This is a genomic window from Alcaligenes sp. PF14, from assembly GCF_037150615.1.
Lineage (GTDB): Bacteria > Pseudomonadota > Gammaproteobacteria > Burkholderiales > Burkholderiaceae_B > Alcaligenes > Alcaligenes phenolicus.
The window spans coordinates 252,136-271,478 of record NZ_JBAGRS010000003.1 but is presented as its reverse complement, the minus strand read 5'-3'; the positions used below and the strand labels follow the sequence as shown (position 1 = coordinate 271,478).

The 19,343-nt window shown below is 55.7% G+C and carries 18 protein-coding genes and 1 tRNA gene; 6 read left to right on the top strand and 13 right to left on the bottom strand.

Translation table 11 applies throughout. The features are described from left to right. Positions 1–77: 77 nt before the first annotated feature. Positions 78–154, top strand: a tRNA-Pro gene (locus WFM49_RS08280). A gap of 70 nt (positions 155–224) precedes the next feature. On the opposite strand, the gene WFM49_RS08275 is transcribed toward WFM49_RS08280, so the two are convergent. Then, positions 225–662, bottom strand: coding sequence for a PACE efflux transporter (locus tag WFM49_RS08275; RefSeq protein WP_009457937.1), 438 nt, complete (start codon positions 660–662; stop codon positions 225–227). 97 nt (positions 663–759) lie between these two features. Between WFM49_RS08275 and WFM49_RS08270 the strand changes: the two genes are divergently transcribed. Beyond that, positions 760–1,665 (top strand): LysR family transcriptional regulator, encoded by a 906-nt coding sequence (locus WFM49_RS08270; RefSeq protein ID WP_009457940.1) that lies wholly within the window; start codon positions 760–762, stop codon positions 1,663–1,665. Here WFM49_RS08270 and WFM49_RS08265 read toward each other — a convergent pair. After that, entirely contained in the window at positions 1,649–2,374 is a 726-nt protein-coding gene (locus WFM49_RS08265) for a transporter substrate-binding domain-containing protein (RefSeq protein ID WP_336972776.1), read from the bottom strand. The two genes, WFM49_RS08270 and WFM49_RS08265, sit on opposite strands and share 17 nt — an antisense overlap. A gap of 82 nt (positions 2,375–2,456) precedes the next feature. Here WFM49_RS08265 and WFM49_RS08260 point away from each other — a divergent pair, with 82 nt between their 5' ends. Beyond that, positions 2,457–2,858 (top strand): DoxX family protein, encoded by a 402-nt coding sequence (locus WFM49_RS08260; RefSeq protein ID WP_009457944.1) that lies wholly within the window; start codon positions 2,457–2,459, stop codon positions 2,856–2,858. Positions 2,859–3,066: 208 nt separating this feature from the next. Here WFM49_RS08260 and WFM49_RS08255 read toward each other — a convergent pair whose 3' ends face one another. From WFM49_RS08255 to WFM49_RS08245, 3 genes are read right to left on the bottom strand one after another with little or no spacing between them, the layout of a single operon-like run. Beyond that, on the bottom strand, positions 3,067–4,428 hold the full coding sequence (locus WFM49_RS08255) for a sensor histidine kinase (protein WP_254499662.1): 1,362 nt from the start codon (positions 4,426–4,428) through the stop codon (positions 3,067–3,069). After that, on the bottom strand, positions 4,425–5,090 hold the full coding sequence (locus WFM49_RS08250; protein ID WP_336972771.1) for a response regulator transcription factor: 666 nt from the start codon (positions 5,088–5,090) through the stop codon (positions 4,425–4,427). Before WFM49_RS08250 ends, WFM49_RS08255 begins: the two co-directional genes overlap by 4 nt. Position 5,091: 1 nt before the next feature. Then, positions 5,092–5,640, bottom strand: a complete 549-nt coding sequence (locus WFM49_RS08245; protein WP_250756800.1) for a PepSY domain-containing protein — start codon at positions 5,638–5,640, stop codon at positions 5,092–5,094. 222 nt (positions 5,641–5,862) lie between these two features. Here WFM49_RS08245 and WFM49_RS08240 point away from each other — a divergent pair, with 222 nt between their 5' ends. Next, positions 5,863–6,279, top strand: coding sequence for a hypothetical protein (locus tag WFM49_RS08240; protein ID WP_009463842.1), 417 nt, complete (start codon positions 5,863–5,865; stop codon positions 6,277–6,279). A 210-nt stretch (positions 6,280–6,489) separates the two neighbouring features. Further along, on the top strand, positions 6,490–8,115 hold the full coding sequence (locus WFM49_RS08235; RefSeq protein ID WP_336972769.1) for an acyl-CoA synthetase: 1,626 nt from the start codon (positions 6,490–6,492) through the stop codon (positions 8,113–8,115). Positions 8,116–8,345: 230 nt separating this feature from the next. Here the strand turns inward: WFM49_RS08235 and pstB are convergent, their stop codons facing one another. From pstB to ppk1, 5 genes are all read right to left on the bottom strand, one after another. After that, on the bottom strand, positions 8,346–9,125 hold the full coding sequence (gene pstB, locus WFM49_RS08230; protein WP_009463840.1) for a phosphate ABC transporter ATP-binding protein PstB: 780 nt from the start codon (positions 9,123–9,125) through the stop codon (positions 8,346–8,348). Positions 9,126–9,158: 33 nt separating this feature from the next. Then, positions 9,159–10,022: a phosphate ABC transporter permease PstA gene (gene pstA / locus WFM49_RS08225; RefSeq protein WP_022983498.1), complete on the bottom strand. Its 864-nt coding sequence runs from the start codon at positions 10,020–10,022 to the stop codon at positions 9,159–9,161. Positions 10,023–10,034: 12 nt separating this feature from the next. Beyond that, a complete protein-coding gene (gene pstC, locus WFM49_RS08220; protein WP_026485253.1) occupies positions 10,035–10,973 on the bottom strand; it encodes a phosphate ABC transporter permease subunit PstC in 939 nt (312 codons plus the stop codon). A gap of 220 nt (positions 10,974–11,193) precedes the next feature. Beyond that, on the bottom strand, positions 11,194–12,237 hold the full coding sequence (gene pstS / locus WFM49_RS08215; RefSeq protein WP_026485252.1) for a phosphate ABC transporter substrate-binding protein PstS: 1,044 nt from the start codon (positions 12,235–12,237) through the stop codon (positions 11,194–11,196). 96 nt (positions 12,238–12,333) lie between these two features. Beyond that, a complete protein-coding gene (ppk1, locus tag WFM49_RS08210; RefSeq protein WP_254499663.1) occupies positions 12,334–14,406 on the bottom strand; it encodes a polyphosphate kinase 1 in 2,073 nt (690 codons plus the stop codon). Between the two features lie 239 nt (positions 14,407–14,645). On the opposite strand from ppk1, the gene WFM49_RS08205 reads away from it, so the two are divergent. Next, positions 14,646–16,136, top strand: a complete 1,491-nt coding sequence (locus WFM49_RS08205) for a Ppx/GppA phosphatase family protein (RefSeq protein WP_009463099.1) — start codon at positions 14,646–14,648, stop codon at positions 16,134–16,136. A gap of 160 nt (positions 16,137–16,296) precedes the next feature. Here the strand turns inward: WFM49_RS08205 and WFM49_RS08200 are convergent, their stop codons facing one another. The 3 genes from WFM49_RS08200 to folP all read right to left on the bottom strand — a co-directional run bounded on the left by WFM49_RS08200 (position 16,297) and on the right by folP (position 19,330). Next, the gene (locus WFM49_RS08200; protein ID WP_009463097.1) at positions 16,297–17,079 is read right to left on the bottom strand and encodes a GNAT family N-acetyltransferase; all 783 of its coding nucleotides are present in this window, start codon (positions 17,077–17,079) and stop codon (positions 16,297–16,299) included. A gap of 68 nt (positions 17,080–17,147) precedes the next feature. Beyond that, positions 17,148–18,491 (bottom strand): phosphoglucosamine mutase, encoded by a 1,344-nt coding sequence (gene glmM, locus WFM49_RS08195; RefSeq protein ID WP_250756798.1) that lies wholly within the window; start codon positions 18,489–18,491, stop codon positions 17,148–17,150. After that, on the bottom strand, positions 18,488–19,330 hold the full coding sequence (folP, locus tag WFM49_RS08190) for a dihydropteroate synthase (RefSeq protein ID WP_031232995.1): 843 nt from the start codon (positions 19,328–19,330) through the stop codon (positions 18,488–18,490). The genes glmM and folP overlap by 4 nt, the downstream gene beginning before the upstream one ends. Positions 19,331–19,343: the final 13 nt, after the last annotated feature.

The following is a 19,343-nucleotide window of genomic DNA, read 5'->3' as shown; positions in this document are numbered from 1 at the left end:
AATGCGTGCAAACCCCTTTTTGATGTGGGCCTATGCTTGCCAAGTTCACCACGACGGGATATAATTTTTTTCTTAGTCGGGGCGTAGCGCAGCCTGGTAGCGCATCTGGTTTGGGACCAGAGGGTCGCGAGTTCGAATCCCGCCGCCCCGACCAAAAAATTCAAAGGCCTTGCAGAGCAATCTGCAAGGCCTTTTAGTTTTGCCGGTTCGGTTCACTGCGTCATTTAACTTTGGCTGGCGCTCACACCCACCGAGTCGGGCAAACCAAAAATAGAATCAAATGCCCAGTTGTAGATAAAGGCGAAGATGGGAAAGAAAGCCAGCAACACCGCTTCCATCAAAAAAGCTTTCCACAAGCTGACATTTAGCCACCACGCAATCAGCGGGATTAGCAAAGACACCAGCACAATCTGAAAACCGGCCACGTGCAGCACCCGGTGCCAGAACGTACGCGCCTGAATCTGACGACGACGCTCCCAGGCTTCAAACAGCATGTTGTAGAACAGGTTTACCGATACCGCGCAGGTGCTGATCATGAAAGACAGCATCCCGCTTTCCATGGCCCCTGCCCCACTCAAGTGCCCCAATACGGTTGCCGCTACCATCATGCCCAGCAACTCGAACATCCCTATGTAGACAACTCTTCTTTTCCATCCCTGCACGATAAATATCCTTGATCAAAAGCTCAGAAAGCATGATTATCCGCAGTACAGCTTCTAGAAAAAGTCAGATTCCATCAGTTTTACTTATGGTTTAGCCATGCTTACCAGTGATCATCTTGAGCTCTTGCTTGCCGTGGTTGAACACGGCTCCTTCTCCGCCGCCGCGCGGGCGTTGCGCCGCACACAATCGGCCGTCAGCATGGCCGTGGCCAATCTGGAGGCCGAGCTGGATCTGTCGCTTTTTGACCGCAGCCGACGTGAACCCGTACCCACGGCCGAACTACTGGCCATGCTGCCCGACGCCAAGCTGATCGCCAGCCGCTTGCAGAGTTTGCGGCTGCATTTGCAGGAGTTATCGGGGGGATTGGAAAGCCATTTACGGCTGGGTATCGTGTGCGACGTCGATCCCGAACCGGCGTTGATTGCCTTGCAGGCTCTGGAGCAACGCTATCCCGGTCTGGACATAGAACTGCGAACCGCGCCCCAAGACGCACTGGTCGAAGCGTTGCAAAAGCGCGAGCTGGATCTGTGCATTGCCTATGGCGGGCGGGAACTGGAAAGCGTGGGGATTGTGCAATCGCTGTGGACCGAAACCATTAGCGCTGTCGCTGCACCCGGCCATCCCTTGCTACAGGAAAGCCCCAGGCCCCTGGAAGATTTGAAAGCCTACCGGCAGATTGTGATTACCAGCCCCGACAAGGATATACGCAAGGACCGTTCCATGCTCAGCCTGCGTCAATGGAAAACGGACAGTCTGCCCATGACACTGGAACTGGTGGAACGGGGATTGGGCTGGGCGAATCTGCCCCTGTCTTGCCTGCGGCCCTCACTGGAGTCTGGCCGTTTGCACCGTATCCAGTTCTCTACCGGCAGCAATGGTCTGGACTTGCCCATTTATCTTCTGCAATCCAAGGGACAGGATGTGGGCAAGGCGCGGGCCCTGTTCAGACAGGCCCTGCAAGACGAATTGAATACGCGCCTTGCGCCTATTCCGGTACGGTGACATTCGCCTGGCCGCTATCAGCCAGGAACTGCGCCACCATCCCTTCCTTTTTCTGCCGAGCAATAAAAGCCTCAACCCAGGCATGGGCCAGCGTACGCTCCGACGGCACCGCCATGGCCTGACGAATTACAGTGAAACTGTCGGGCAGCACACGCAAGCCGCTGCGGGAGCGGGCATAGCGCTCCAAAGGCTGTCGTACGCCCGCAGCGGCATCCAGCTCTTCTTCCACAAACAGATCAATCGCATCGGCAGAGGTCGTTGCTCGTACCAGATCGGCATGTTTTAAATGACGGCTCAGGAACAAATCGTAGGCCGCCCCTTTGCCAACGGCAATGCACACGCCTTGCTGATCCAGCTGATCCACGTTCTGAAAGGCGGACTTGTCACGCACCAGATAGGTGCCTTCGATATGCACATAGGCTTCACTGAAGCGAATCTTCTCCGCACGCTTGGGATCAATCGCCAAAAAAGCCAGATCCCACTCGTCCCTGTAGACCGCCTCTACGACAGCCTGGGCCGCATCGTAGCCATGAAATTGCACGCTCAGGCCCAGCTCTTGCGCCACGCTGCGCGCCAGGTCCGCCGAGACCCCTTTGGGCGACTGCTCATCGGCACCGCGTTGGGCCAGGACGGGATTGCCATAATTCATGGCAACACGCAAAACCCCGCTGGGGGCCAGTTCTGCTGCGACAGCCTGCTTTTGTGTCATGTAAATGCTCCGTCATACTTTTAAGAACCCGGTCTTCTACAATAACGCACCTTCCTGTCCCACTACATAATGGAGCGCCTGTATGTCTCGTGATGATCTTGGAAAACTCTTGCTGCGTGTCACGGTCGGTGTGTTGATCCTGCTGCACGGCATCGCCAAGATACGTTATGGCATCGGAGGAATCGAAAGAATGCTGATCGCCAATAATATGCCCGGCTTTCTGGCCTGGGGCGTGTACATAGGCGAAGTGATTGCTCCCGTCCTGATGATTCTGGGTTTTTACGCCCGTGCCGGCGGTTTGATTGTAGCCATGAACATGGTCATTGCCTTGCTGCTGGCCCATAGCAACCAGATCGGCAGTTTCAATGCCCAAGGTATTTGGGCATTGGAGTTGCAAGGCATGTTCCTGATTGGTGCGCTCACAGTCGGCTTGATTGGCGCCGGACGCTACAGCCTGGGTGGCGATGGCGGCCCCTGGAACTAAGGCTGGCCCGATTCATGTGCTGAAAAACGCCCGCTTCGCCGGGCGTTTTTCATGGATGATCAAGCTTAACCCCCACCTGCCCCCCTTGTTCGCCCTAGCCACTCAGTCCGCTGGCCTCAGGTAGCTCTACACTCGACAATACTGCACTTGCACGGGAGTTAAAGTTGGCGTTGGCGTTGGCGTTGGCGTTGGCACCCAGCTTCCGGCCTTAACTTGCCAAGGTCAAATCCAGTCGCAAACCACCTTTTTCCGACGCACTGGCTTGCACCTTCCCCTGATAGCTGCGCGCGAGCTCACGCACAATATCCAGTCCCAATCCAAAGCCTGGATGTCGCTCATCCGCACGCTGACCACGACCAAACACACGCTCCAACTGCTCCGGCTCCAGGCCAGGACCATCATCTTCCACCACCAGATGCAGCACATTGTCCTGCTGCCACACCTGACACCACACATTCTGCGTCGCCCATTTGCAGGCGTTATCCAACAGGTTTCCAGCCATCTCCTGCAAGTCCTGCTCTTCGCCTTTAAAGATCAACTCCTGATCGGGTAAATCCAGATGAATCTGTTTGTCGCTATGCAAACGCCCCATCACCCGACACAAGGATTGCAGACAACTAGACACATCCGTACGCACACCTATGGCGCGTACCGCCATGGCCCGTGCACGAGACAAGTGGTGGTCAACCTGACGCTGGGCCAAGGCCACCTGCTCGCTAACCAAAGCCGCCAAATGCGGATCTTCGGATTGCGCAGCATTGCCCATAATCGTTAGCGGGGTTTTGACCGCATGGGCTAGATTTCCTGCCTGCGCCCGTGCGCGATCCACCATACCCGCATTAGCACTGAGTACAGCATTGAAATCATCCACCAAGGGTTGAATTTCACTGGGGAAATTGCCACTGACTTGTGGCTCCCGCCCCTCCTGCACATCCAGCAAACGACGTCGCAAAAGATGCAGAGGGTACAAGGCCAGCACCACTTGCAAGATTGCCGCCAGGATCAAACCCACGGCCAAACCACCCAGCGACAGGAACAGAATCCGCTCAAAACGGGCTAATGGTTCGGCCAGAAGCTCCCGGTTGCCGGCCACCATGATCTGCAAGCTTTGTCCCTTGTCATTCACCTCGTCCAGCTCCTGACGCAACACAACCAGGCGCTGCTTTTCCGGCCCCGTCAGTGACAAGACGCCATTGGGCGAATCGGGAGCATTCACATCCAGAGCCTCGTCCCACAAGGACGTCGAGCGCAAAACCACCGTCCACTGCTCACTGCCCGCTTCCTGGCGTGCAATCTGCCAGTACATACCCGAATAAGGCTGCTCAAATAAAGGATCGCTCAGGCGCGATTGCAAAGTCACCCCATCCGCATTGTCCAGATTCACGTCCGCCATAATCTGGTCCAGATGAGTTTGCAAACGCTGCTCGAACTGACGGTAAACGTGGTCTTGAAACAAGCGGTTCAGGCCCAAACCGGCCAGAACAATACTGATCAGAATCCAGGCCAAAGTCCCCAGCAGCAGGCGGCCACGCAGAGAGCCCAGAATGGTATGACCCCGCAAGGCGATCATGCTTCAGGGTCCACCAGACGGTAGCCCATACCTCGCACCGTTTCGATATAACCGGCGGGCAATTTCTTGCGCAGACGGCCGATAAAAACCTCGATGGTATTGGAGTCGCGCTCGAAGTCCTGAGAGTAAATATGCTCGGTCAATTGAGTACGCGACAGCACTTGGCCAGGGTGATGCATCATGAACGCCAGCAAACGGTATTCATGGCTGGTCAGCGACAAGACCATGCCCGCACAACTGATCGAGGACGAGCGCGCGTCCAGCTCCAATTTGCCCAGCTGCAAACGTGGGTTCGCCTGACCGGCCGCACGGCGCAGCAAAGCGCGCATACGAGCCAGCAGCTCTTCCATGTGAAAGGGTTTGGCCACGTAATCGTCTGCACCCGCATCCATACCTTCGACCTTATCGTGCCAATCATTGCGTGCGGTCAGAATCAGCACCGGCATATTGATGTCCAAAGCACGCCAACGACGCAAGACCGATACCCCGTCCATGCCCGGCAAACCCAGATCCAGAACTACCGCATCAAAGGCCTCTACCTCGCCCTGATAATGGCCTTGCTCACCATCATGAGCCACCTGAACGGCATAGCCGGCCCGTTCCAGCGCCTGCTGCAATTGCGCTGCCAGGGTAGGTTCGTCTTCAACAACCAGTATCCGCATCTTAATGTCCTCGGGAATGCGAGCGTTTCACGCCGCGCACAAGCAGCACTTTGGCGGTCAAGGCATCCACTTTCAGACGCAACAAGCGGTTGTCATCAACCAGCATGCGCAAGTCATACACCCAAAGCTCAAAGCGCTCGTCATATTCAAACTGCACACGCAGCACTCGTCCGGGATAGGTCTCGCGCACCCGCTTCAAGACTTCCCGCAACGGCAAGGCTTCCCCACGGCGCACGGCTTCGCGGGCCTGATCGTGGCCCCGATAGGCCGGGCCCGGAGGCCAGTACGGGCTGGGGCCGAAACGCTCGTTAGGAGGGGGAGGCGGGGGTGGAGGCGGGGGAGGGGGCAAACGACGAAAACAGTCGTCGTCCCCGAGGTAATCATGTCCTGACCAATCCGAACGCTGATTCCTGTCCCACGACGAATCCCCCTTCTGCTTTTTGCTGCCGCAGTCAGGGTAATCGTGAGAATGGGCCAATGCCAATGGCATCACCGCCGTCAAAACGGCGGCCAAACTCATCAGCAAGGCGGATTGTTTAATGGACGTCATAAGAATCGGTACGTGCAGAAAAATAGAGGGATCAAACGATCACTCCCCCTTATATAGCAAGCTGCGGATGAACATAACATGAACAGCAGCTTCAGTTTAGATTCAGAGCCACCTATCCATAATGGGCACCAGGCTGACAGGACAAACAAACCTTCCCACCTCAAAAGGAAGCTACCCAGGAATCTGACAGCACCACTTTTTGATTACATGAAGGAGCTATACATGAAACGCACTTCCCTCTTTTCTGCCCTGGTATTGAGCGCAAGTCTGTTGGGTGGCACCGCTGCCATTGCACAGGAAGCCACAAGCGCAGCCCAAACACAGAGCACGCAGCAACAAGCCCGTCAGGCCCGCGACCACAAACCGCTGACCGCTGATCAAGTCACCGATATCGGTCCCGCCTACCAGCGCCTGAAAGATGCCGGCTACACCAAAGTGGGCAGCCTGCATCAGCGAGGCGACAACATCATGGCCATGGTGGTCGATAAGGACGGCAAGGTTGTACGTGTCCGTTCCGAAGGTGCCAATGGCGAGTTCACGGTTGTAGAGCGCAAGAACGACGGTCAGCATCGTCGCGGCCACCGCTCCGGTCACGATCAACAACGTGACAGCGCCACGAAAGAGGCCACCAAGTCCTGATCATCACATCACTTTCCCCTAAGCAGTTGATGTTCGCAAGCAGTAGAAGTGACAACACGCAGTTGTTTTAGCAGTAGAAGTCGGTAGCAGGACGAAAAACGGCGCCCCCCCCAGCGCCGTTTTTCTTTTCTACTGATTAGCCCGGATAGGGTCATCCCGCTCAAGGCGTTAGGATGGGAGTCTGTTTCACCTTTGGGAAAAGTGTCTCTCATGCTGTCTGCTGATTCGGTTTACTCACAAAGCTACTCGGAATTTCACTGGTCCATCCCCGAGCACTACAACATCGCTCACGACACCTGCGACAAATGGGCTGACGGGTCCGGGCGTCTGGCCCTGATCCAGCAATTGCCCGATGGTCAGATCAAACGCTACACCTTCGATCAGCTCAAAGCCTGGTCCGATTCTTTAGCGGCTGCCTGGCAAGCCCAGGGTATTCAGGCTGGCGACCGTATCGCCATCTTTCTGGCTCAAGGACTGGAAACGGCGCTGGCGCATTTGGCGACCTACAAGATTGGCGCCATTGCCATGCCCTTGTTCACCCTGTTTGGCACGGACGCGCTGCGCTACAGGCTGAATGATTCCGGCGCCAGCACCTTGATTACCGATCAACAAGGCCTGGAGACGGTGTTGCCCTTGCGCGAGCACCTGCCACAGCTCAAACATCTTTACCAAAGTGACAGCCAGCAGGATCAGGGCGATGCACTTTCCTTATGGCAAGCCATTGCCGCCCACCCCGAACCGGCACCGCGCACATTGAATACCCGCGCAGACGACCCTGCCGTGCTGATCTATACCTCCGGCACCACAGGTTCGGCCAAAGGTGCTCTACATGCCCACCGCGTGCTGCTGGGGCATCTGCCGGGCGTAGAGATGTCGCACAACTTCCTGCCCACAGGCGAAGGCCTGATGTGGACACCCGCCGACTGGGCCTGGATTGGCGGCCTGCTGGATGTGCTGCTACCGGCCTGGCATCACGGCATACCCGTGCTGGCCTACCGCTTCCCCAAATTCGATGCCGAGGCTACCTGGAAACTGATGTCCGAGCACGGTGTCACGCATACTTTCCTGCCCCCTACTGCCCTGAAAATGCTGCGTCGCAGCCAATGGTCACGCGAGCAATGGCCTTTGAAGCTGCAATCCATTGCCAGTGGCGGGGAGTCACTAGGCGTACAGTTGCTGGATTGGGCGAAGCAGGAACTGGGCATCACCATCAACGAGTTCTACGGACAAACCGAGTGCAATATGATCGTGTCCTCTTGCTCGGCCTGGTTTCCAGGACAGGCGGGCAAGATCGGCAAGGCCGTGCCTGGTCACAAGGTCGCGATTGTGGATGATCAGGGGCAAATTCAGAAACCCGGCATCGAAGGCCATATTGCCGTGCAGTCCCCCGATCCGGTTATGTTCCTGGGTTACTGGCAACGGCCTGAAGCCACTCGCGAGAAATTTGTGGGTGACTGGCTGCTGACCGGCGACAAAGGCATGCAGGACGAGGATGGCTATATCCAGTTCGTAGGCCGCGATGATGATGTCATCACCAGCTCCGGCTACCGCATTGGGCCCGGCCCGATTGAGGATGGCCTGATGGGGCATCCCGCTGTCGCCATGGCGGCAGTGATCGGTGTCCCCGACTCCGAACGCACCGAAGTCGTGAAAGCTTTTGTGGTGCTGAAGGAGGATATCGAACCGTCCCAGGAACTGGTCAAGGAGATTCAGGAGCACATCAAACGCCGGGTGGCTGCACATGAGTACCCACGGCTGATTGAGTTTGTCGATGCCCTGCCCATGACAACCACCGGCAAAGTCATACGTCATGCTTTACGCAAATTGAGCCAGTAAAGGCACTAGCTGCAGGCGGCACCCGCACAACACAAGGCCGTCGCTACTCCCTTTACTGGAGCCAACACCGCATCGCCGCCCCAATGGACAAAAAAACACCCCAACCCTTGGACGTAAATCCAGCGATTGGGGTGGTTGCCACACAGGAACAACTGTCCCGATGTGGGGGTATGGCTTTATTCAAACTCCAGGCAAAGCGCCGCAAGGCCGCTCTGCCCGCATCCGTCTGATTAACCGAAACGACCCGTGATGTAGTCTTCGGTTTCCTTGCGAGCGGGCTTCACGAAGATCTGGTCAGTTTCACCAAATTCCATCAACTCGCCCAGATACATATAGGCAGTGTAATCCGAGCAACGAGCAGCTTGCTGCATGTTGTGGGTCACAATAACCACGGTGTAATCCGCTTTCAGTTCAGCAATCAGCTCTTCAATCTTGGCCGTGGAAATCGGGTCCAGTGCCGAGCAAGGCTCGTCCAGCAGCAGAACTTCGGGTTTGATCGCCACACCACGGGCAATACACAGACGCTGTTGCTGACCACCGGACAGGCCGTTACCGCTTTGGTGCAGCTTGTCTTTCACTTCGTTCCACAGCGCAGCTTTGGACAAGGCCCATTCCACACGCTCGTCCATTTCGCCTTTGCTCAGGCGCTCGAACAAACGCACGCCAAAGGCCACGTTGTCGTAAATGCTCATGGGAAATGGTGTCGGCTTCTGGAACACCATGCCCACTTTGGCGCGGATCAGGGAAATATCCTGCTTGGACGTCAGCAGGTTTTCATTGTCCAGCAGGATTTCACCTTCAGCGCGCTGGCCGGGGTACAGCTCGTACATGCGGTTCAGCGTGCGCAGCAAGGTGGATTTACCGCAACCGGATGGTCCGATAAAGGCCGTGACCTTCTTTTCCTTGATAGACATGTTCACATTGCGCAAGGCATGGAATTTGCCATAGAAGAAATTCAGGTTGCGGATTTCAATCTTGGTCGATTCGTCGGAGGTAATAATTTGACTCATAGCGTTGGCCGACTAGGGCGCTCCGTGAAAACGTTATTTTTGGCGGAAAAGGCTGCGAGCCAGGATATTGATACCCAAGACCAGCAAGGTAATCAGCACCGCACCTGCCCAGGCCAGACGGTTCCAGTCCTCAAAGGGGCTGGCAGCATATTGGAAAATCACCACCGGCAAGTTGGCCAGCGGTGCGTTCATGTTCAGGGACATGAACTGGTTGTTCAAGGCGGTGAACAACAAGGGAGCCGTTTCACCCGCAATACGAGCCACAGCCAGCAGAACGCCCGTCACGATACCGGGCAAGGCAGCACGGTAGGAGATGGACATCACAATCTTCCACTTGGGGCAGCCCAGAGCCGCCGCGGCTTCGCGCAGACCGTTGGGAACCAGCATCAACATATTGTCTGTGGAACGTACCACCACGGGGATCACCAGAATGGCCAAAGCCAAGGAACCGGCCCAACCCGAATAGTGCCCCACCTGTGCCACGTATACGGCATAGATGAACAGACCAATAATGATGGACGGTGCCGACAACAGCACGTCGTTCAAAAAGCGGGTGGCCGGAGCCAGCCAGCCGCGCTGACCGTATTCGGCCAGATAGGTGCCAGCCAGAATGCCGATAGGTGTGCCGATCAGAGTACCGACGCCAGCCATCATGACACTGCCAACAATGGCGTTCAGCAAACCACCCTCACCACCAGGAGGCGGGGTGCTTTCAAACAACAGGGACCAGGCCATGGCACTGCTGCCCTTTTCAATCAGGGTCCAGATGATCCAGAACAGCCAGAACAGGCCGAAGATCAAGGCAGTAAAAGACACACCCAGCATCAGGCGGTTAAACACCTGCCTGCGTTTGTAAATCGGGTTGCTCAGACTAATTGCGGATTTTTTATCAAACATGGTAGGTGATCCTTAGCGCGACGTGCCTTCGTTCTTGGCCAGACGCAACAAGAGCAACTTGGAGATCGCCAATACAACCGTGGTGATCAGGAACAGGATCAGACCCAGCTCCAGCAAGGCGGATTTCTGCATGCCACCGGCTTCGTTAAACTCGTTGGCCAGTGCAGACGCAATCGAGTTCGAGGGCGAAAACAGCGAGCTTGGCAAGTTAAAGGAGTTACCAATCACAAAGGTGACAGCCATGGTTTCACCCAGCGCACGTCCCAGACCCAACATGATCCCGCCAATCACCCCGTTCTTGGTGAAAGGCAGCACCACACGCCACATCACTTCCCAGGTCGTGCTGCCCAGACCGTAAGCGGACTCCTTGAGCATGGGAGGCACCAGCTCGAACACGTCGCGCATCACGGCGGTAATAAAGGGGATCACCATAATGGACAGAATCAGACCGGCGGTGAACACACCAATCCCGAAGGGAGGGCCCGCAAAGATCTGACCCAGCACTGGCACCCCGTCAAAAAAGGAGATCAGGCCAGGCTGTACATAGCGCTGGAACAGGGGCACAAAAACAAACAGGCCCCACATACCGTAAATAATGGAGGGAATCGCAGCCAGCATTTCAATGGCCGTACCCAGAGGGCGACGCAACCAGGCTGGCGAGAGCTCTGTCAGGAACATCGCAATGCCAAACGAGACCGGCACGGCAATACAGAGTGCGATGAAAGAAGTCAGCAAGGTACCGGCAATGGGCACCAATGCGCCATATTCGTTATTGACCGGATCCCAGTTATTCGTCCAGAGAAAAGAGAAACCGTATTCGGCAATGGATTCCCGGCTTCCATAGATCAGGGAAATAGAGATGGCAGCCAGCAATATGAACACGAGAAACGCAAACGAGCGTGTCATGTTCTTGAAAATGCCGTCCATAAAGGCGTTCTGATTTGATTTCATGTAGACAGATGAAGGGACAGGCCGGAATAGGACGAACGCACTGCAACCGATTCACAGATTCTGTAACAGCCAGGGCTGCTCCAGCCCAACAAACCGGATAACGCTACGCGCTGTGCGTTCAAGACAAAACCGTAATTTTTACATAATAAAGACGGCACCACCTAGAGGTGGGCCGTCTCGCAGGATCAATTTACAACTGACCTGTATTTGAACACGAATCTTACTTCCAGACCGCAGCGCCGTCTTTGGACTTGATCTCCGATGCCCAGGCCGCCTTGATCTGGTCGGTTACGTCCTTAGGCAACGCAACGTAATCCAGCTCTTCAGCAGATTTGGCACCGTTCTCGAAGGCCCAGTTAAAGAAGTTCAGCACTTCTTTACCGTTCTCGGGCTTGTCCTGCACCTTGTGCATCAGGATGAAGGTAGCCGAAGTGATAGGCCAGGACTTTGCGCCAGGCTCTTCGGTCAGAATCACACCCATGCCAGGCGTACCGGCCCAGTCTGCGTTGGCAGCGGCGGCAGCAAAGCTTTCCTGACCAGGCTGGACGAATTGGCCGTCCTTGTTCTGCAACTGGGTCCAGGACAATTTGTTTTGCTTGGCGTAAGCGTATTCAACGTAGCCGATCGAGTTCTGCAGCTGGCGTACGTAAGCAGCCACGCCTTCGTTACCCTTGCCACCTTGACCGGTAGGCCACTTCACAGCCTTGCCTTCACCAACCTGGGACTTCCAGTCCGGGGACACTTTGGACAGGTAGTTGGTCCAACCGAAAGTGGTGCCCGAACCGTCGGAGCGGTGAACCACCACGATGTCCTTGTTAGGCAAGGTCAAATCGGGGTTCAGCTCCTTGATGGCTGCATCGTCCCACTTGGTGATCTTGGCCAGGTAGATATCGCCCAGTACTTTACCGGACAGTTTCAGCTTGCCAGGCTCAATGCCTTCGACGTTGATCACAGGCACCACACCACCGATCACGGCGGGGAACTGCAACAGGTTTTCTTTTTCCAGTGTTTCGACCTTCATTGGGTCGTCCGAAGCACCGAAATCCACGGTCTTGGCAATAATCTGCTGCTGACCACCACCCGAACCAATCGACTGGTAGTTGACGCGGTTATTCGTTTGTTTGGCGTATTCAGCCGCCCATTTGGCATAGATTGGGTAAGGGAACGACGCACCAGCACCGGTTACGTCTGCAGCTGTGGCAGTAGCCGCAAAAGCGCTGAACGCCAGAGCAATACTTACCTTGTTGAATACACGTTTTAACATCGAGAAATCCTCTTGATGATAGTCAGATCACAGGCCCACCCTGTATGTGTCGTCATAGTAAACAGACTATATGACACGTTCATGACAGTCTGTATTTCACACACCGCCCAAGCGCTGCATCATGCTCAGATGCAGATTGAACGGGGCACCGCGACTGCGGATGCGGTTATAAGTGCCATCCGGATTGGCCTTCCAGGACAACTGGTTGTCACGCAAGGCATACGTGAAGGCTTCGGCAATAACCCGCTTTTTCAGGCTGCGGTCCAGCACCGGCACACCCAGCTCCACACGACGGAAGAAGTTGCGGTCCATCCAGTCGGCCGAGGAAATAAAGACCTCTTCCTGGCCGCCATTGTAGAAATAGAAAACACGCGAGTGCTCCAGAAAGCGTCCGATGATTGAACGCACCTGGATGTTCTCCGACAAACCCTTGACCCCCGGACGCAAGGCGCAAGCACCACGCACGATCAGGTCTACCCTGACTCCGGCCTGGCTGGCATCGTAAAGCGCCTGAATGATCTTGGGCTCCAGCAGGGAGTTCATCTTGGCCATGATGCGGGCTTTCTTGCCTGCCAGTGCGCGCTCGGTTTCCGCCTGGATGCGATCCATCATGCTGTCATGCAAGGTGAACGGCGACTGCAGCAAGCGCTTCAGGGGCCGCCAGGCACCCAGCCCGGTCAGCATGGAAAACACCTTGTCCATGTCCTCGCAAATTTCCTGATTAGCGGTAATCAGGCCAAAGTCCGTGTACAGGCGAGCAGTGCGCGGGTGATAGTTACCCGTACCCAAATGGCCATAACGCCGGATCGCCCCCCCTTCACGACGCAGCACCAGGGCCATCTTGGCGTGGGTCTTGTGCCCCACCACCCCGTAACTGACGTGTGCTCCCACCTCTTCCAGCTTGGCGGCCCAATTGATATTGGTCTGCTCATCAAAACGAGCCATCAGCTCCACCACCACCGTTACCTCTTTGCCAGCACGCGCCGCCGACAGGAGGATATTCATCAACTCCGAATCTTCACCAGTACGGTAAATCGTCTGCTTGATACCGACGACGGCCGGGTCCGCCGCTGCGGCACGCAAGAAGCTCAAGACGGGCTGGAAGGACTGATACGGATGGTGCAGCAGTTGGTCTTTGCGGGAAATCGCCTCAAAAAACTGTGCGGGGGATTCAAATGAAGAATCAAACGGCGCCGGAATAGGCGCACGGTAATCCGGGAACAGAAGATCCGGACGGTCTGGCACATTACACAGCTGCATCAGGCGCGTCAGATTGACCGGGCCGCTGACGCGATAAGTATCTGGCACATCCAGCGAAAACTCGCTTTGCAAAAAGCGCTCCAGGCGCTCGGGCATGGAACGGTCAATTTCCAGACGTACGGCAGCACCAAAGTTACGTTGCGACAGCTCACCCTGCAAGGCGGCGCGCAAGTTGGTAACTTCTTCCTCGTCCACAAACAGATCGCTGTTACGGGTAACGCGCCACTGATAGCAGCCCTTTACGTCCATGCCGGGAAAAAGCTCGCCCACAAAAACGCTGATCAGGGAAGTCAGCAGCATATAGCCTTGGGGAATGCCGGCGATATCATCTGGCACACGAATCACACGTGGCAAGGCACGGGGTGCCTGCACAATGGCAATCGTGCCGGTGCGGGCAAAGGCGTCTTCACCGCTCAGCTCAACAATGTAGTTCAGGCTTTTGTTGTAGACGCGCGGAAAGGGATGCGCCGGGTCCAGACCAATAGGCGTGAGCAAAGGCATAACGTCACGCAAAAAGGTTTGATATGCCCATTCACGCTGAGCAGGTGTCCATAGCGCGGTCAGCAGCAACCCTATGCCTTCATCCATCAAGGTCGGCAAGACCTCGTCCATCAGCAAGTCGTTTTGTTTCTCGACCAATTGGTGAGCCGCAGCCTGCACCTTGTCAAACGCTTGTTGAGGCAAAAACCCGTCATCCCCCACTTGATGAGGATTTTGCAAGATCTGTTCTTTCAGACTGGAAATACGAATTTCAAAGAATTCATCCAGGTTAGAGCTCACGATACAGATGTAGCGCAAGCGCTCCAGCAAAGGCGTGGTCGAATTTTCGGCCATGGCCAGTACTCGCTCATTGAACTTGAGCAAGGACAACTCACGGTTTAGCAAGGTTGAATCTGGAGAAGGCAGCATGGTGAGGTCGTTAAAAAGCCAAAGAAAATGGGATCGTGAGACTTTTACTACATGAATGTTACAGCTCTATGACCCGTAGCAATTCAAGTCTAAAACAGCTCTGCCTGGCAGGAGCGCAAATATCACATCGCCTTTCCCAAGATGCTTTCATCTAACTTTTCTTAATTTTCCGGTTTATGTAACAAAACCCATGATTAATGTCCTTATAATCGCACAGTAATCATCCCGAGCGATGCCTCATGGAACAACTTCTTGCCGCTGTGGACCTGGGCTCCAACAGCTTTCGTTTATCCATTGGACGAGTGGTTCAGCACAACGGTCATGCCCAGATCTACACCATTGACCGCCTGAATGAATCCGTCCGACTCGCCGCTGGCATGGGTCCCGACAAATACATCAGTCCCGATGCCATTGAACGCGCCGTAGTCATTCTGAAACGCTTCAACGAACGCCTGGCCGGTTTTCACCCTAATCGCGTTCGCGCTGTGGCCACCAATACCTTTCGGGTGGCACGCAATTTAAGCGAGGTTCTGCCGGCTGCCGAGGCGGCCTTTGGCTTTCCTATCGAGGTCATCTCCGGCCACGAGGAAGCCCGCCTGATTTTCTCCGGAATCAGCAACGAGCTGCCCCCCTCCCCCAATCGCCGTCTGATGATCGACATCGGCGGCGGTTCAACCGAAGTCATTATTGGCAAGGGCCTCAAACCTCTGCTCCTGTCTTCGCTCTACATGGGCTGTGTCAGCTATACCGACAAATTCTTCTCCGATGGCGTGATCACCGAAGAGCGCATGAGCAATGCGATCCTGACGGCTCGTCGCGAACTGGAAGGAATTACGCGCCAATACCGCAAAACGGGCTGGCAGGAAGCGTATGGCTCCTCCGGAACCGCCAAGGGCCTGATCGCCATCCTGCAAGAGAACGGCATGTCCAAAAAGGGGATTACCCTGGAAGGCATGGAATTGCTGCGCAAACGCCTGGTACACGATGGCAAGGTGGACACACGCAATCTGAGCGGCATCAAGCCACACCGTGCGCCCGTGCTGGCGGCAGGTCTGGCCATTATGATGGCCGCCTTCCAGGAGCTGAAGATTCGCCAGATGCTGCCTGGTGAAGGCGCACTGCGTGTGGGTGTGCTCTACGACATGCTGGGGCGCGAATCGGAACACGATCAGCGTGACCAGACCGTTCAGCAAATGATGAAGCGCTATCAGGTCGACACACGCCAGGCCCATCGTGTGCACGAGGCGGCGATGAAGTTCTTCGCACAACTGAAGCTGCCCGACACCCCTGAAGTGCAGGAACTGCAGCGTCAATTGGGCTGGGCTGCCGATCTTCATGAAGTGGGCCTGAGCATTGCACACGCGGATTACCACAAGCACACGGCCTACGTGCTGGAACATGCCGATATGCCCGGCTTTTCCAACGACGACCAAGCCTTGTTGAGCTTCCTGAGCCTGGGTCACCAGGGCAAGCTGGGTAAACTCAAGCGCTTTGAGTCCAATAACGCCTGGTGGCTGACATTGCTGAGCCTGCGTCTGGCCGTCATGCTGATGCGCCGTCGCGAGGACAGGGAAACCCTTCCGCTGAGCCTGCAAGCGCGTGGCAAGACCGTCATGATTCATCTGGATCACGAATGGATGGCCAGCCATCCCCTGTCCCAGGCCTCCTTGCTGGCTGAAGTACAGGCTTGGCAAAGCGATATCAATGATCTGAGCCTGGAGCTGGTCTGACAAGGCCTGCTGGACCTGTAGCGGCTAGGTGGGCCAAGCCAAGCAGATAATCAGAACCTAAAAAACCCCCGAAAGTTGGATTGCCATCCAACTTTCGGGGGTTCTTTTTATTCGCAGGCCCTATTCAGGCCCGACTTGTTCAAGCCTGAGCAGTACGGAATCAGACCAGGCCAAAGTGACGTTTATAGCGCTCGTCCATGGCTTCCAGATCCAGCAGGACAGGAAAGTCTGCCGTATTGAAGTCCGGATCCCAGGCAGGCTCCCCACAAATCGTGGCCCCCAGCTTCAGGTAGCCTTTGATCAGCGGTGGAATGCGCGCTGGCAAATCGCTGTTCAGTCGTTCAACCGGATAGCGATTCAAGGGCTGCACATGCGGAATGTGCTTGTTGTCCTGCATGGATTTTTGGGCCACACGCCAGACTTCGGCGGCGGTGACGCCATCATCACGCAAACTGACACTGGCACAACCCAGAAGGTAACGGTAACCACCTACACGCGTCAGGGCAGCAATGCCACCCCACAGCATCATGATGGCCGAGCCATTACGGTAGTCGGGATGGATGCAGGAGCGCCCAACCTCAACCAGGCTGGGGCGCAGCGCATCCAGGGCGCTGATATCGAATTCGGACTCTGAGTAATAGCCGCCCGCTTTATTGGCATTTTCAGGGGTCAGCAAGCGATAGGTTCCTACAACCCGGTTTTCTTCGGGTTCGGTAACCATGAAATGCTCGCACCAGGGGTCGAAGCGGTCTATATCCAGACCATTGTGCTGGTCTGGAAAGACGGCGTTCATTTCCTGGGTGAAAACCTGAAAACGCAAGCGCTGAAGGCATTCAAGCTCAGCCTGGGTACGAGCCAGGCGCAAGGCCAGGCCTCCAACGGTATGACCTGCCCAAGTATTCGCCCAATCCACTTCAGTACGTTCGCGCTCAAGATTTAGCATCGTGATGACTCCAAACACTTTCGTGCATCATGCACAAACAATGTTTCAGGTATTTGATAGCCACATTACTATTTCATTAAATCCACTGCAAGCAAGGTATCGATGCCTGCTTGAGCCAGATCGGCTTGTTCTGCTTCCACCATCAAGCGCAGCTTGGGTTCTGTACCTGATGCACGAATAAGCACTCGCCCACGGTCACCCAACATTTGCTCCACTTTACGGGTTGCCTGTTGCAAACCCGCATGGTTTTTCCAGTCCTGGCCCGCTTGCAATGGCACGTTAACCATAATTTGCGGGTACATCTTCAGGCCTTCCATCAGTTCTGGCAGGCTCTTGCCGCTATGGCACAGGGCGGTCAGCACTTGCAGGGCGGCAATAATACCATCGCCTGTGGTGTGCCAGTCCAGGCACAGTAGGTGACCGGAGCTTTCGCCACCGAACACCCAGCCGTTTTGCTGCATCAATTCCAGCACGTAGCGGTCGCCCACTTTGGCTCGAGCAAACTCCACGCCCAATTCCTGCATTTTCTTCTCGAAACCCAGGTTGGTCATCAGCGTGCCAACCACGCCTTTTACAGGCTGGGTCTGCAGATGATCAGCAACAATTAGATACAATAGTTCGTCGCCATTGTAGATGCGTCCCTGGGAATCGACCATTTGCAGACGGTCTGCGTCACCATCCAACGCAATACCCAAATCTGCGCCGTGCTTGCGTACTTCTTCGGCCAGCTTCTCGGGATAAGTCGCGCCCACTTCCTGATTGATGTTGAACCCATCAGGTTGAACACCCACGGCAACCACTTCGGCACCCAATTCGCGGAACACGTGCGGAGCGATGTTGTAAGCCGCGCCATGAGCGGCATCCACAACAATCTTGAGCCCGTTCAGGTTCAAGTCGTTCGGGAAGGCACTCTTGCAAAATTCAATATAACGGCCAGCCGAGTCAGCCAGACGACGGGCGCGGCCCAGGGACTCGGACTTCACCCAGTGCATGGGCTGGTCAATGGCTTGCTCGATTTTCAGCTCGATCTCGTCAGGCAGCTTGGTGCCCTGTGCGGAAAAGAACTTGATACCGTTGTCGTAATACGGGTTGTGCGAGGCAGAGATCACGATACCGGCCGTCAGGCGCAGCGTACGCGTCAAATAGGCCACAGCGGGCGTAGGCACAGGGCCAGCCAGCAATACATCGATCCCGGCGGCCGACAAACCGGCTTCCAGCGCCGATTCCAGCATGTAGCCAGAAATTCGGGTGTCCTTGCCAATCACCACGGTGGGGCGGCCTGTACCTTCATACTGGGCAGCCAGAACCTGCCCGGCAGCGTAACCCAGGCGCAAAGCGAACTCGGGGTTAATCGTTGGGCCACCTACTTCACCGCGGACACCATCGGTGCCGAAATACTTACGATCGCTCATTCAGAGACTCCACATTCAACCGCGTTCCACACATCCAGCGCTTCGCGCGTGGCGGCTACATCATGGACACGGACAATTTTTGCGCCCCGTGCCACGCAGGCAAGGGCTGCCGATAGACTACCAATCAAACGCTCACTGGCGGGTTTCCCCGTGACATGGCCAATCATGGATTTGCGCGACAAGCCGATCAACCAGGGGTAACCAGGCACTGCCGCCTGCTGCAAATCCCGTAGCAACTGATAATTATGTGCCGCTGTTTTACCGAAGCCAAAGCCGGGATCCAGCATGATACGCTCGGATTGAATGCCTGCGCTCACTATGGCGTCACATCGTTGTTGCAAAAAATGACGCACATCAACGACCACATCATCGTAGTGAACCTGCTCTTGCATGGTCCTGGGCTCACCTTGCATGTGCATGATGCACAGTCCGCAATTGGAGTCCTTGACGGCCTCGATGGCACCGGGCATGCGCAAGGCATAGATGTCATTGATCATGTCTGCACCGGCCGCCAGGCTGGCGCGCATGACCTCAGGCTTGAACGTATCCACCGACAAGGCCACACCGCTGTCGCGCAAGCCCTCGATCAGGGGAATGACACGCTCAAGCTCTTGTTCCAGGGAAACGGGTTCGGCACCGGGACGAGTCGACTCGCCACCAATATCCAGAATGTCTGCGCCTTCGGCGATTAATTGACGGGCGTGGTCCAGCGCCCGAGGCAAATCATTGTGTGCATTGCCGTCATAAAAGGAGTCTGGGGTGACATTCACAATCCCCATAACCAAAGGGCGCTCCAGCCCAAACTGGAAGCGCCCACAAGACCACTCAGGGTAATTCATGAAATAGGCATGG